Below are 14,131 nucleotides of genomic sequence, written 5' to 3' on the forward strand. Positions count from 1 at the left end.
ATTACTGCTTATTAGTGTAATGCCTCACGTTGATTGTATAAACCTCCAAACATCTACATTTTGGTAATTGCCCAGACGAATCAATAGCGCTATAGTCATAGGGCTTATTCTCAGGGCGGGGTGCAAGTCCCCACCGGCGGTAAATTGTGGTGCGGCATATCTGTGTCGTGGTGCAAAAGCCCGCGAGCGCTCACGTTGTTTCTCTTGTTAAAGAGGGCAAGGTAGAGGTCAGCAGACCCGGTGTGATTCCGGGGCCGACGGTTATAGTCCGGATGGGAGAGAGTAACGGTATCTGCCGGGCTTATAGCTCGCTTGCGTTATTTCGGCTATTTCTATTTATATATGAAGCAATGTTATATATGAAAGAGTGGCCTTTTACTCCTCAAGACCGCCCTGATTCTGGTAATCCATAATTTTAATGAGGTTTTTTACCATGAATCAGACCCTTCTATCAGATTTTGGCACGCCTGTTGAGCGTGTAGAACGTGCTGTCGACGCGCTGCGTAATGGCCGTGGCGTTATGGTGTTAGACGACGAAAGTCGAGAAAACGAAGGTGATATCGTCTTTGCAGCTGAAGCAATGACTGTTGAACAAATGGCACTGACCATCCGCCACGGTAGTGGCATTGTGTGTCTGTGTATCACTGACGAACGCCGCCAGCAGCTTGATTTGCCGATGATGGTGACCAATAACTCCAGCCAGTTCCAGACGGCATTTACCGTGACAATTGAAGCGGCTAAAGGTGTTACGACCGGCGTTTCTGCGGCTGACCGTTTGACGACTATTCGTGCGGCCATTGCTGACAACGCTAAACCTGCTGATCTTAACCGCCCGGGCCATGTATTCCCGCTGCGTGGTCAGGTAGGCGGCGTATTATCGCGTCGTGGTCATACCGAAGCCTCTATCGATTTGGCAACACTGGCGGGCTACAAGCCAGCAGGTGTGTTGTGTGAACTGACTAATGACGATGGCAGCATGGCCCATGCGCCAGAGGTTATTGAGTTCGCTAAATTGCATGATATGCCGGTAGTGACAATTGATGACCTGGCTGATTACCTCCAGTCTCAGGCAAGAAAAGCCAGCTAATAGAGTGGCGATATCAATGGATATTGCCTGCTGATGGTGTTGGTTTAAACACCGGGTTGCCTCTATTTTCCTGAATAGAGTGCGGCCCGGTTATTTCCTATCATGTCTTGACCCCTAAGTTAACCCTTCTCTGACTTTCCCCATTCAATTTTATTGAATATCTTCATCACTGTTATCTGGCTGTGCAATGAAAAAAAAGCGCGTAATGTATTTCTTATGATTTCAAGCGCCATTTTCTCTCTTAACAGTAAGGATTTCTTATGAACAGCTCTCGTATGCCTGCACTGTTTCTCGGCCACGGTAGCCCGATGAACGTGCTGGAAGAAAACAGTCACACTCAGGCATGGCGTACGTTGGGTGAGACTTTACCGCGTCCTAAGGCGATTCTGGCCGTCTCCGCCCACTGGTATACCCGTGGTACCGCAGTGACGGCAATGGAGCAACCTCGGACTATCCATGATTTTGGTGGATTCCCTCAGGCGTTATTTGATACCGAATATCCAGCGCCGGGTTCACCGGATCTGGCAGCACAAGTTCAGCAATTATTGGCACCTATCGTTGTGCGGGCTGATACCAGTGAATGGGGATTGGACCACGGTAGCTGGGGGGTATTGATTAAAATGTACCCTGAGGCTGATATTCCGGTGGTGCAATTGAGTATTGATGGTACGCAACCGGCGGCTTATCACTATGAGTTAGGTCGCAAGCTGGCAGTGCTGCGGGAGCAGGGCGTGATGATTGTCGCCAGCGGAAACGTCGTGCATAACTTGCGTATGGTTAGATGGCAGGGTGATAGCAGTCCTTATCCTTGGGCTGAATCTTTCAATCAATTTGTGCGAGACAACCTTAACTATCAAGGTGATAACCATCCTTTAGTGAACTTTATGCAACATGAAGGGGCTGCGCTATCTAATCCGTCACCAGAGCATTATCTACCACTTTTGTATGTGTTGGGGAGCTGGGACGGCGTCGAGCCGATTTCGATTCCCACTGATGGGATTGAGATGGGATCGCTCAGTATGTTGTCGGTAAGAATTGGATAGTTCGACGTTATAAAAAGAAAGGTTTGAACTGATAAAGTCAGCGAGCCAGGGGGTGACCACTCCTACGGGCGTTCAGGCGGTTTACACACTTGTATTTGAAACTAAAAGTAGCCCCAACGGAGTGTTTCCCCTTCATTTGACCTTGTCAGCAGTCTGAGGGAAAGCGAGTGCTTTCCCTTAAATTATGCGCAGCCTTAGCCCAAAATAATATGCGGGTAAAAACGCGACAGATCTTGGGTAATCAGTTCTCTGTCTTCACGCAAACCAATGCCACAGGGTTGATCATTCACTAGCCAGCTACCTATCAGGGTATAGCTGTCGCCGAACTTAGGCAGCGGATGGAATTGCTGCACAATCATGCCTTCTTCCCCGTATGGCCCGTCAACTCGGGCAACTTCTTTACCGTTTTCCACTATCTGGATATTGGCACCTTCCCGTGAGAACAGCGGCTTGGTGACATAATGGTCCATCTTCGGATGGTCATCTTCGGCAAAGTAAGCAGGCAACAGGTTAGGGTGATTTGGGAACATCTCCCACAGCAGCGGCAATAAGGCTTTATTAGAGATTATGCTCTTCCACGCAGGTTCCAGCCAGCGCACGCCAGCATCTTCCAACTTGGTTGAGAACATTTCACGGAACATAAACTCCCACGGATAGAGTTTGAACAAATTACTGATAACCTGATTATCCAGGTCAGTAAATTGGCCTTTCTCTCCTAAGCCGATCTCTTCCATAAACATGAATTCAGTTGGCAGACCTGCTTCCAGCGCGCAATCTTGCAAATATTGCACCGTGCCACGATCTTCTTCACTGTCCTGACAGCAGGCCAGATGCAGTAAGCTAAAACCATGGTTATCACGCAGGTCGACAAAGCGCTCAATCAACTTCTCTTGCATGCTGTTGTATTGATCAGAATCCTGACTCAAATTGCCTGCGTTGATCTGATCTTCCAACCATAACCATTGGAAAAAGGCGGCTTCATACAATGACGTTGGGGTGTCCGCATTGTTTTCCAGCAGTTTTGCTGGATTGATGCCGTCATAGGCCAGATCAAGGCGAGAATAGAGCGATGGCTGATGAGTTTTCCATGAGCTACGAACAAAATCCCAGCAGTGTTTTGGAATGCGGAATTTTGCCATCAGTTGATCGCTATTCACCACTTTCTCAACCACTTGCAGACACATCTGATGCAATTCTGCGGTAGTTTCTTCCAGCTCTTCAATCTGTGCCAGTGTGAATTCGTAATACGCATCCTCACACCAGTACGGCTCGCCATACATGGTGTGGAAACGGAAACCGAATTCAGTGGCTTTCTCGCGCCAGTCTGGGCGTTCGCTAATCGCTAAACGTTTCATTAATCAGACCTTAACCACCCATGCTGCGTGTGCTGGTTTTAGATGATGTCGCGGCACTACGTTGCATAGAAGACTGCTTAGCCACGGACTCACCAAAGCCACCACGAGTGATAGTGTTGGTTACCGCAGGTTTGGGTGCCATGGCGGTTCTTGGCACGTTCATGGTGCGGCCAGTGGTGGCTGAACCAAAGTTTTTACCTGTCGCATCAACAAACTTGCCATTCGCTGGGCTATTTGGCGCTTTCGATGTGAATAGTGGCTGGCTTGCACCACCGCCCATCATCCGGCCCATCATATAACCGGCCATTAATGGCATCCACATACTGCCACTTTGTTGTGGTGCGGCCGCCGTGGTTTCGCCAGAAGATGATGAAGATGTTGGTACCATGCCAGCTTGAGCAGGAGCCTGAGTACACTGAGATTCACCAAACTCTGCCACACAGTCTTCGCGGGTCGCATATTTTGGTGCAGTTTTAGCCGCTTCTTGTAATGCCGTGTTGTAAGCGGTGGTACATTCCGCGCTCTTGGACGGATTCGCCTGAGAGCAATCATCAGCATTTTGATACAAAGAGACGGTTTCATCGGTTTTTTCACAGCCAGCCAGCATAAATACAGCACTGACAGCTAAAGCTACGGGCGCAAGACGGTAATTGCGCCAGGATTTACGGAAAGTCTCTTGATTGATGTTTTGAGTCCGTTTCATCATTATTTATCTCATTTCAGGGCTTTTGTGCCCTTTCCCAGTAAGTACGCTCTAGAATAGGGGAAAGATGTACGAAATTAAAGCGTGGGGGCTTGCCAGCGGCAGACTTTACAAAGCTATACGAAATGCTGCGAGTAGCTTCGCTTTTTTCATTGGCAAAAAGTGCTTGGCAGCGAAGACGTAGGGCATAGAAACCGGGCACAGCCTGATGCTGCACCCGGAGAGTCCGAGTCCGTAAAAATCAGTTACGGAATGGATTGCCACTACGCGCCGCTGCTGGTGCTGCGGTAGCTGGTTGGCTTACAGAAGTAGCACGCGGTGCTGATTGAGCACTTTCGCCATCAGCATAAGCATTCTGGTTGGCATTGTCCGGTGCGAGACTGGTGGCTGAAGTTGGCACTGGCTTGTCCAATACGCCATTCAGTTGCATCAGATCGTCCATATTCAATGTCCCCAACGCGGATTGGATGTTTAACTGATTAATCAGATAGTTATAACGCGCGTCAGCTAATTGCTGTTTGGATTGATACAAGTTAGTCGTTGCAGTCAATACATCCAGAATAGTACGGGTACCCACCTGGTATCCGGCTTCCATGGCATCTAATGAACTTTGGTTGGAAATGACCACCTGCTCATAAGCCTTGATACTACTGATGGAGGCTGAAATATTATTGAATGAGGAGCGTACAGTTTGCACCACACTACGGTGCGCACTTTCTAGCTGTTCACTGGCACCGACGAAATTGTACTGTGCTTGTTTCACCGCAGAATTGGTGGCCCCGCCGCTATACAGTGGCAAACTCAGTTGCACACCAATTTGGTTTTGCCCAGCATCATTATTCACTTGCTGGCTGGTTGGTGACCCCCCACTGTAACGTGTATTGGTTACAGAAGATGAGGCGGTCAAATCGACCGTCGGCATATAACCGGTTTCTGCTGACTTAATTTGCTCACGAGCCAAATCTTGGCTCAAACGGGCAGAAAGCAAGGCAAGGTTACGTTTTTCAGCTTCTTTCAATAAGTTAGTAACTGCTTGTGGGCGCTCAGTCTTCAAGCGACTCACATTCAGTGATGCCAATTCAGGATAATAAACACCGGTGATCTGGCGCAGGTTTTCCAACGCGTTATCCAAATTGTTACGGGCAGTCACTTCTGCTGCTAACACGGTATCGTAGCTGGCACGGGCGTTTTGCACATCGGTAATTGCGACTAAACCTACATTAAACCGCTGGGTCGTTTGGTCCAACTGGCGATAGACCGATTGCTTCTGTGCTTCGGTGTAAGACAGGCTATCAATCGCTCTGAGTACGTTGAAATAGGCTGTTGCCGTGTTCAGGATCAGTGCCTGTTCGTCGGTCTGGAATGTGACATCCTGAATACCCGCCGCCTTTTCCTGTAAGGTCAGGGCGCGCCATTTAGACATATCAAAAATAGTTTGAGTCAGTTGCAGGGAGCCTGATGTCGCGTTGCTATCCGGGCTATCGGATGCATCACGGAAACCATTAGTATGGCTGTAACCTGCACCCAAACCGAGCTGTGGTAACAGCGGGCTGCGAGCTTGATTAATTTTTTCATATGCAGCATCGCGGTCAGCAGCCGATTTGCGTAAATCCGGGTTACTATCCCTGGCTTGCTTATAAACTTGCAGCAAGTTCTCTGCCTGGCTCATGGTACTGAAACCAGCCAGACTCAGCCCGATAAGAAGGGGGAGCAGTTTCTTCATTTGCAGTCCTTGTTGTGCAGCATTTGTGCGGCAATTTTACTATGGTAGCTGTCGATAGACGATATTGTTGCCGATTCTATCAGAGTCTGCCAATGGGATAAGGTGGCTGATTGTGCCATCTCGCCTTAATTTACTTAAATCTATCACAAAGCTAAATGAGTATTCAGACAACTCATCTGTATCGAGCTATCTTGGTCAAATAATCTTTATCAAAATCATTTCTATCGGCTAACTCTATGCCTGCTATTTTAAAATCCTGTATACCCGTCATACTGCAAGCTGCATGTGCGTTAGCTGCTTTCGTTAACCCCAGTCACTTACTTATGTAAGCTTATGGGGGATTATGAGCCTCACCCTACGGGCCAGCGCAGGCGCTGTGCAAAATGGTTTACAACCAATTTGTCGCTCAATTGCCGCCTTCCTGCAACTCTAATTATTTAGGGTATAGCCTGTGTAGTTTGGCTGTCATCAAAAATCACAATTAAGCTTGGATACTTAAGTAAGGAGAACAGTTAATGACGTCAGTACAATCTTCACCGGTGACCTTTGACAAGAATGATGTGGAAATTATTGCACGTGAAACACTTTACAGTGGTTTTTTTTCACTGAATTTATACCGATTCCGCCACCGCCTGTTTAACGGTGAAATGAGTGGTGAAGTTAAGCGTGAAATTTTCGAGCGTGGCCATGCTGCGGTGTTGTTACCCTATGATCCGGTGCGTGATGAAGTGGTATTGGTTGAGCAATTACGGATTGCCGCCATTGACAGTAGCCCGTCACCTTGGTTATTAGAAATGGTAGCCGGAATGATTGAAGAGGGTGAAACCGTTGAGGCGGTCGCCCGTCGCGAGGCGCAGGAGGAAGCCGGAATTGACATTGGCCGCTGTAAGCCGGTGCTCAGCTATTTAGCCAGCCCCGGGGGCACCAGCGAACGTTTGTCTATTATGGTGGGCGAAGTTGATGCGACAACGGCGAAGGGCATTCATGGCTTGGCCGACGAAAATGAAGATATTCGAGTGCATGTTGTTAGTCGTGAACAAGCTTGTCGTTGGGTTGAAGAAGGTGCTATTGATAACGCAGCCTCAATCATTGCATTACAATGGTTGGCGTTGCACCATCAATCGCTGAGAGCAGAATGGCAGTCATAAAGAGAAAAAATAATGAGTAAGCGCTATACACCTGATTTCCCTGAGATGATGCGGATATGTGAAACTAACTTCGCACAATTGCGTCGTTTGATACCTCGCGTCGATGAAGTGGGCGAAAACGTGGCTTATCAGGTTAATGGTGGCAGTTATAGGCTGACAATTATTGAGTCAACCCGCTACACTTCGGTAGTAGAGATTGTGCAAACCGAGCCTGCGGTGAGTCACTGGAGCCTGCCATCGATGGTGGTGCGGCTTTATCATGATGCACAGGTCGCGGAAGTGTGTGCCAGTCAGCAGATCTACCGCTTCAAAGCAAGTTATGATTATCCGAATAAAAAGTTGCATCAGCGGGACGAAAAGCATCAAATTAACCAGTTTCTTGCTGACTGGTTGCGCTATTGTTTGGCGCATGGAGCGGTGGCAGTTCCGGTTTGTTAGACAGACTTATAACCTTGCCTACAGAGAGTGAAGAATCGTGATAATTCTGGTTGGGAAGGGTGCAAAAACAAGGACACCATTTGGAAAGCCTGTTTAAACTGCCTATGGCGAGTGGGGCCAAAGTCAGAATTTTACAAATAACAGATACCCACCTCTTCGCAGGTGAACATGAGACCTTGCTGGGTGTGAATACGTCCCGCAGTTATCGCGCTGTGTTGGATGCGATTATTGCTGAGCAACATCCATTTGATCTGATTGTTGCAACCGGTGATTTGGCGCAGGACCATTCGGTTGCTGCCTATCAAAATTTTGCGAAGGGTATTTCCCGTTTGCCGGCGCCTTGCGTATGGCTACCCGGTAATCACGATTTTCAACCGGCGATGGTAGATGCACTGGCGGATTCAGGCATTGCGCCTTCGAAGCAGGTTCTGGTTGGTGATAACTGGCAAATTCTGTTATTGGACAGTCAGGTATTCGGTGTTCCTTATGGTGAACTGAGCGATTATCAGTTGGAGTGGATGGAGCGTTGTCTGGTGGCTTACCCAGAACGCTATACGCTGATTTTATTGCATCATCACCCAATGCCATCCGGCTGCACTTGGCTTGACCAACACAGTCTGCGTAATGCGCATATGTTGGCGGCAGTGCTGGTTCGTTATCCGCGTGTTACCACCTTATTGTGTGGCCATATCCATCAAGATTTGGATCTCGATTGGTATGGTAAACGGCTGCTGGCCAGCCCTTCTACTTGTGTGCAGTTCAAACCGCACTGTACTAATTTTACGCTTGATACTGTGGCCCCGGGATGGCGCTACCTCGACTTACTGCCTGATGGAATACTTGAAACTGAGGTTCGTCGGTTAGCCAGTGATGAGTTCTGCCCGGACATGGACTCGGATGGTTATTGATGAGTACGCTTCTTTATATTTACGGCTTTAATAGCTCCCCCAGTTCGCTCAAAGCAACCACCTTTAAAAGTTGGTTGCAGCAGCACCATCCTCATATTGAGATGCTGACACCGCAATTACCGCCGTATCCGGCACAAGCAGCAGAAATGTTGGAAAACATTGTGATGGATAAAGCGGGGCAATCTATTGGTATTGTTGGTTCTTCCTTGGGCGGCTATTTTGCTACCTGGCTTTCCCAGCGTTTCAGCATTCCTGCGGTGGTTGTTAACCCGGCAGTGCGGCCTTTTGAGCTGCTCAGTGATTATCTGGGCGAGAATGAGAACCCCTACACAGGTCAACAATATGTGTTAGAGTCTCGACATATTTACGACCTGAAGGTCATGCAAATTGAAAAGTTGGAATCCCCAGATTTACTCTGGTTATTGCAACAAACCGGGGATGAGATCCTCGATTACCGTCAAGCGGTTGCTTATTACACCCCTTGCCGGCAAACAGTAGAATCAGGTGGAAATCATGCCTTTGTTGGCTTTGATCACTATTTCTCCCCGATTGTAACTTTTTTAGGGCTAGCGACTGCCTGATAACAGGCCGTATATGTGCCACCGATACAGTAGGTTTGGTATTACTACAATTTTGGTATTACTACCGTTGGGTATCGTTACTACAGTGGGTATTGCACTGGGGCCGAGATGGCCCACCAGGCATGTCACCGCCAGCCTTCCAACCATTAGCCGAATATTAATCAACCATGACTGAATCCAGCTATAACGCTGATGCCATTGAAGTACTCAGCGGTTTAGAACCAGTGCGTCGTCGTCCGGGCATGTATACGGATACCACGCGGCCAAACCACCTTGGTCAAGAGGTGATTGATAACAGCGTCGATGAGGCGCTGGCGGGCCATGCCCGGCGTATTGACGTTATTCTGCACGCCGATCAATCGCTGGAAGTGACTGATGATGGCCGTGGCATGCCTGTTGATATCCATCCAGAAGAAGGTGTTCCCGCCGTTGAACTGATTATGTGTCGGTTACACGCAGGCGGCAAATTCTCGAATAAAAACTATCAGTTCTCTGGTGGTTTGCACGGTGTAGGCATTTCAGTTGTGAATGCTTTATCCAAGCGAGTAGAGGTCACGGTGCGCCGTGATAGCCAAATCTACAGTATCGCCTTTGAAAATGGCGATAAAGTGCAGGAACTACAAGTTATCGGGACATGCGGTAAGCGCAATACCGGTACCAGCGTGCATTTCTGGCCGGATGTCTCATTCTTCGATAGCCCACGTTTCTCGGTTTCGCGTTTATCCCATTTGCTGAAAGCGAAAGCCGTGTTGTGCCCCGGCGTAGAAATCGTCTTTAAAGATCTGGTGAATAATACCGAGCAGCGTTGGTGCTATGCCGATGGCCTGACCGATTATCTGATGGAAGCGGTTGATGGCTTGATTACCCTGCCAGAAGCACCGTTTGTCGGCTCTTTTGCCGGTGATACTGAAGCGATTGATTGGGCGCTGTTGTGGTTGCCAGAAGGCGGTGAACTGTTGACAGAAAGCTACGTCAACCTGATCCCCACCATGCAGGGCGGAACTCACGTCAACGGTTTGCGTCAGGGTTTGCTGGATGCCATGCGCGATTTCTGCGAATACCGCAATATTTTGCCCCGTGGTGTCAAACTTTCGGCCGATGATATCTGGGAACGCTGTGCTTATGTGTTGTCAGTAAAAATGCAGGACCCACAATTTGCCGGCCAGACGAAAGAGCGGCTCTCCTCACGTCAGTGTGCTGCTTTTGTGTCCGGTGTGGTAAAAGATGCCTTCAGCCTATGGTTGAATCAGAATATACAAGCGGCAGAACAACTGGCTGAATTGGCCATTTCCAGTGCTCAGCGCCGTATGCGTGCGGCAAAAAAAGTGGTGCGTAAGAAGCTGACCAGCGGCCCGGCATTGCCCGGTAAATTGGCGGATTGTACTTCGCAGGATCTGAGCATGACCGAATTATTCTTGGTGGAAGGGGATTCCGCCGGTGGTTCGGCTAAACAGGCACGTGATCGTGAATATCAGGCGATCATGCCGCTGAAAGGCAAGATCCTAAATACCTGGGAAGTTTCGTCAGATGAAGTGCTGGCCTCGCAGGAAGTACACGATATCTCGGTAGCCATTGGTATCGATCCAGACAGCGAAGATTTGAGCCAACTGCGTTACGGTAAAGTTTGTATCCTGGCGGATGCGGACTCCGATGGTTTGCATATTGCCACCCTGCTGTGCGCCCTGTTTGTGCGTCACTTCCGGGCGTTGGTGCGCAACGGTCACGTTTATGTGGCGATGCCGCCACTGTATCGCATCGATTTAGGCAAAGAAGTGTTTTATGCCTTGGATGAAGAAGAGAAAACCGGTGTTCTGGAACAACTGAAGCGTAAACGCGGTAAACCCAACGTTCAGCGCTTTAAAGGGTTGGGTGAAATGAACCCGTTGCAGTTACGTGAAACGACCCTCGATCCGAATACTCGCCGTCTGGTGCAATTGACCATTGGTGATGATGATATTGATAAAACGCTAGCAATGATGGACATGTTGTTAGCGAAAAAGCGTTCCGAAGATCGGCGCAATTGGCTGCAAGAGAAAGGGGATACCGCTGAAATCGAAGTTTGATCGATGGCAGGGTTTAATAGATGAAAGTGACGTTAGAAGAGTTGCAGGCATTTACCTCGGTAGTTGACTGCGGCTCGATTACCGCGGCGGCAGAGCAACGTAGCCAGACCACATCGGGTATCAGCCGTGCATTGAGCCGATTGGAGCAAAAGCTAGCGACCACTTTGCTACGCCGCACCACCCGTCGGTTGGAATTGACCGAAGAGGGCGAGCTGTTTCTCAGCCATGCACGCCAGATTCTTGGCGCGGTGGATGATGCTGAGGAACAGATTGCTCTGCGGCGGTTGAAGCCTGCTGGTCGGTTGCGAGTGAATGCAGCAGCCCCCTTTATGCAGCACGTTATCGTGCCGATGATCAGCGGCTTTCGCGCCTTATATCCGCAAATCATTCTTGAACTGAATACCGACGATCTTAATATCGATCTGTTAGAGCAACGTACTGATATCGCGATCCGCATTGGTGCTTTGCGCGACTCCACTATTCATGCACGTTTGCTGGGTGCCAGCCGGGTGCGTATTCTTGCCAGCCCCGACTATCTGCAATGTCACGGTACCCCGCACACTATTGATGACCTCGCAAATCACAGTCTGCTCGGTTTCACTCAGCCTGAATTCCTTAATCAATGGTCGCTACCTCATTTGCCAGGCGGGCATTCGTCGATTATCCCGAATTTAGCGGCTTCCAGCGGCGAAACGCTACGTTTATTGGCTTTACAGGGTGAAGGGATCGTCGAACTCTCTGATTTTATGACGCGTAAAGATCAACTGGCGGGGCATTTGGTTGAAGTTATGGCGGATCAAACTCTGGAAACCTGGCAACCGATCAATGCGGTGTATTATCGCAATACACAACTTGCCGCGCGGATTACCTGTTTTCTCGATTATGTGAGTGAGCAGATTCAGTTGCAGGGGAGCCATTGGCTCAGATATTAGCGGCTAACACCGCTGCAACTTCAAGCCAGAAGGGTATTAGCCAAAGTAATTGGAGTTGCAGCAAGGCAGCAAACGAATGAATCTCAAGTAAGTGATTCGGGTGAGTGAGAGCGGCTAACACCGCTGCAGCTTCAAGTAAGAAGGCTAAGATAAAATGTGAATGTTCACATCCAACACATCATCCTTAATCACTTCACGGTGTTGATGCATATGCTCCATCTGCAAATGTAACTCCAGATGATGCACACTTTGCCACTTCTCCAGCATGAAAATAGAGTCCGGCGAGTTCTTTTGCCAGTCAAGCTGGGTGGGAACGTCAACCATCGGCACATAACCGCCACAACCTTCCTCGGCCAGTACCGCCGGAATAAGCTTCTCAATTGCCTGTAATACTGCCTGACGGCGCCCTGGTTTGACTTTGATTTCTGCAAAAACGGTAATCATTACTGCCTCTATTTATCTCTGATAGGAAATCAAACGGCCTGATAGTTAAAGTTTTCGGCTAAATGCTGACGGTAACGGCTGATGTCACCTTCAATGTCTGGTTGTTTAATCACATCATTACACATAAATGTTGGCAGAGGTTCCATTCCAAGGAATTGGTTCGCTTTATGGAAATGCAGATAAACACCGTCAACGCCCACCCCATGGAAGAACTGTTTCGGGTCATTGAACGCTGCAAGTGGTGCGTTCCAGGTGACTGACAGCATGTAGGTTTTACCCTGAATCAAACCGCCAGAACCATAACCTTTAGTGGCATCAGAACGGGTACGGCCATCACTGGCATACAGTTTGCCGTGACCTGCGGTAAAGACGTCATCAATATATTTTTTCAGAATCCACGGTTCACCCATCCACCAACCGGGCATTTGATAAATAACGGTATCGGCCCACAGATATTTTTCAATTTCACTTTCAATATCATAGCCTTCATCAACCGTGGTGATTTTCACCTGATGGCCGTTTTCACGTAGAAAGTCGGCAGCGACATTCGTGAGCGTGAGGTTAAGCGCCCCTTTGGAGTGCGCAAACGCTTTCATGGCGTTAATAATTAATACATTACTCATTGATATAATCCTTGTGAAACGGGGGGCTAATAACCCAAAACAGCGGCCTACCCGGAATGCTGAGTATGCTAATGGTTTTTACGCGAGAGAAAAATGGACAATAATGCACAACACTATTGCTAAATAAGCAACAAAGCCCTCTATTTAAACCTTTTAAGCTGTAAATGTGCGAAGCTCCCCGCATTGGATTTCATATGACAGAAACAGCAGAACAACAGTTTTGAGGCAGCTCTCAGAACGAAGTTAATACCTGGTAGCATATAGCTGCGTACCAAGTTATAGCGGTACACTGCTTGTCTTTTAGCGACACTCGTTTACTCAGGTCAGCGCCATTATGTCCCCTCATACTTTGCTCGTGATTGATGATGATGAAGAGATCCGCAGCTTGCTGACGGAATACTTCACTAAAGCGAATTTTCGTGTGCTTTCGCTACCTGATGGCGAACATTTGCTGACAACATTGAAGCAGGAGTCCGTGGATTTAGTCATTTTGGATGTCATGTTGCCTGGTGATGACGGCTTCACCCTTTGCCGCAAAGCACGGCAAGTATCGGCAGTGCCGATCATCATGTTGACGGCGGCATCTGATGAAAGTGACAAAGTGATTGGGTTAGAGCTAGGCGCAGATGATTATCTGGCTAAACCGTTCAGTGCCCGCGAGTTGCTGGCGCGAGTTAAGGCGTTATTACGCCGTAATCAAATTGTGCAAAGCCCCGGCACTGAGGCACGATTTTTGTGTTTTAACGGCTGGAAACTGGATTTAGTCCGGCGGGAGCTTATTGATCCGCAAAAGCAGAGTGAGCCGTTGTCGGGGATTGAATTTACGTTGCTCTCGTTATTTTTACGTCATCCCAATCAGATCCTCGACCGGGATCAAATCTCTGAGATAACCCGCCGACGGGAAAATAACCCTTTGGAGCGGGGGATTGATGTGCAAATCAGCCGCTTACGTCAGCGTCTACAAGATAGCCAGCGCTTACTACTGCGTACCCTGCGTAATCAGGGTTACATGCTGTGTTGTGATGTTACCCGTGAATATTGATTCGGGCCGTTATGTCCGTTGGCTACAGGATATGTTCCGGC

General features: G+C 48.6%; 14 protein-coding genes, 1 pseudogene and 1 riboswitch. Of the genes and pseudogenes, 10 read left to right on the forward strand and 5 right to left on the reverse strand.

Going from position 1 to position 14,131, the window contains the following annotated elements; all coding sequences use genetic code 11:
* The first annotated feature begins 102 nt into the window (after window positions 1–102).
* A riboswitch (FMN riboswitch) is annotated at window positions 103–288 on the forward strand.
* A gap of 145 nt (window positions 289–433) precedes the next feature.
* Together ribB and A6J66_019855 are read left to right on the forward strand one after the other, a co-directional pair.
* Window positions 434–1,087 (forward strand): 3,4-dihydroxy-2-butanone-4-phosphate synthase, encoded by a 654-nt coding sequence (ribB, locus tag A6J66_019850; GenBank protein PNM26220.1) that lies wholly within the window; start codon window positions 434–436, stop codon window positions 1,085–1,087.
* Window positions 1,088–1,347: 260 nt separating this feature from the next.
* Window positions 1,348–2,130 (forward strand): 4,5-DOPA dioxygenase extradiol, encoded by a 783-nt coding sequence (locus tag A6J66_019855; GenBank protein ID PNM26221.1) that lies wholly within the window; start codon window positions 1,348–1,350, stop codon window positions 2,128–2,130.
* 194 nt (window positions 2,131–2,324) lie between these two features.
* Here the strand turns inward: A6J66_019855 and A6J66_019860 are convergent, their stop codons facing one another.
* The 3 genes from A6J66_019860 to A6J66_019870 form a co-directional block, all read right to left on the reverse strand.
* Window positions 2,325–3,485 carry a glutathionylspermidine synthase family protein gene (locus A6J66_019860; GenBank protein ID PNM26222.1) on the reverse strand — a complete coding sequence of 387 codons (1,161 nt, stop codon included), beginning with the start codon at window positions 3,483–3,485 and terminating at the stop codon, window positions 2,325–2,327.
* A gap of 10 nt (window positions 3,486–3,495) precedes the next feature.
* Complete coding sequence (locus A6J66_019865) at window positions 3,496–4,188, reverse strand: DUF1190 domain-containing protein (protein ID PNM27086.1); 693 nt, start codon at window positions 4,186–4,188, stop codon at window positions 3,496–3,498.
* A gap of 241 nt (window positions 4,189–4,429) precedes the next feature.
* The gene (locus A6J66_019870; GenBank protein PNM26223.1) at window positions 4,430–5,911 is read right to left on the reverse strand and encodes an outer membrane channel protein TolC; all 1,482 of its coding nucleotides are present in this window, start codon (window positions 5,909–5,911) and stop codon (window positions 4,430–4,432) included.
* Window positions 5,912–6,163: 252 nt separating this feature from the next.
* On the opposite strand from A6J66_019870, the pseudogene A6J66_019875 reads away from it, so the two are divergent.
* The 7 genes and pseudogenes from A6J66_019875 (at window position 6,164) to A6J66_019905 (ending at window position 11,981) form a co-directional block, all read left to right on the forward strand.
* Window positions 6,164–6,396: pseudogene (locus tag A6J66_019875) on the forward strand (hypothetical protein).
* A gap of 30 nt (window positions 6,397–6,426) precedes the next feature.
* Window positions 6,427–7,059, forward strand: coding sequence for an ADP-ribose diphosphatase (locus A6J66_019880; protein ID PNM26224.1), 633 nt, complete (start codon window positions 6,427–6,429; stop codon window positions 7,057–7,059).
* 12 nt (window positions 7,060–7,071) lie between these two features.
* Window positions 7,072–7,497 (forward strand): hypothetical protein, encoded by a 426-nt coding sequence (locus A6J66_019885; protein ID PNM26225.1) that lies wholly within the window; start codon window positions 7,072–7,074, stop codon window positions 7,495–7,497.
* 80 nt (window positions 7,498–7,577) lie between these two features.
* On the forward strand, window positions 7,578–8,405 hold the full coding sequence (locus tag A6J66_019890) for a 3',5'-cyclic-AMP phosphodiesterase (GenBank protein PNM26226.1): 828 nt from the start codon (window positions 7,578–7,580) through the stop codon (window positions 8,403–8,405).
* A complete protein-coding gene (locus A6J66_019895; GenBank protein PNM26227.1) occupies window positions 8,402–8,986 on the forward strand; it encodes an esterase YqiA in 585 nt (194 codons plus the stop codon). The genes A6J66_019890 and A6J66_019895 overlap by 4 nt, the downstream gene beginning before the upstream one ends.
* A gap of 167 nt (window positions 8,987–9,153) precedes the next feature.
* Complete coding sequence (gene parE / locus A6J66_019900) at window positions 9,154–11,049, forward strand: DNA topoisomerase IV subunit B (GenBank protein ID PNM26228.1); 1,896 nt, start codon at window positions 9,154–9,156, stop codon at window positions 11,047–11,049.
* Window positions 11,050–11,069: 20 nt separating this feature from the next.
* Complete coding sequence (locus A6J66_019905; GenBank protein ID PNM26229.1) at window positions 11,070–11,981, forward strand: LysR family transcriptional regulator; 912 nt, start codon at window positions 11,070–11,072, stop codon at window positions 11,979–11,981.
* Window positions 11,982–12,125: 144 nt separating this feature from the next.
* Here the strand turns inward: A6J66_019905 and A6J66_019910 are convergent, their stop codons facing one another.
* Both A6J66_019910 and A6J66_019915 read right to left on the reverse strand, forming a co-directional pair.
* Window positions 12,126–12,425 carry an antibiotic biosynthesis monooxygenase gene (locus tag A6J66_019910; protein ID PNM26230.1) on the reverse strand — a complete coding sequence of 100 codons (300 nt, stop codon included), beginning with the start codon at window positions 12,423–12,425 and terminating at the stop codon, window positions 12,126–12,128.
* A 29-nt stretch (window positions 12,426–12,454) separates the two neighbouring features.
* Complete coding sequence (locus tag A6J66_019915; GenBank protein PNM26231.1) at window positions 12,455–13,048, reverse strand: flavodoxin family protein; 594 nt, start codon at window positions 13,046–13,048, stop codon at window positions 12,455–12,457.
* A 331-nt stretch (window positions 13,049–13,379) separates the two neighbouring features.
* Here A6J66_019915 and A6J66_019920 point away from each other — a divergent pair, with 331 nt between their 5' ends.
* Window positions 13,380–14,090: a DNA-binding response regulator gene (locus tag A6J66_019920; protein PNM26232.1), complete on the forward strand. Its 711-nt coding sequence runs from the start codon at window positions 13,380–13,382 to the stop codon at window positions 14,088–14,090.
* Window positions 14,091–14,131: the final 41 nt, after the last annotated feature.

It is taken from the genome of Yersinia enterocolitica (assembly GCA_002082245.2).
GTDB classification, from domain to species: Bacteria; Pseudomonadota; Gammaproteobacteria; order Enterobacterales; family Enterobacteriaceae; genus Yersinia; species Yersinia enterocolitica_E.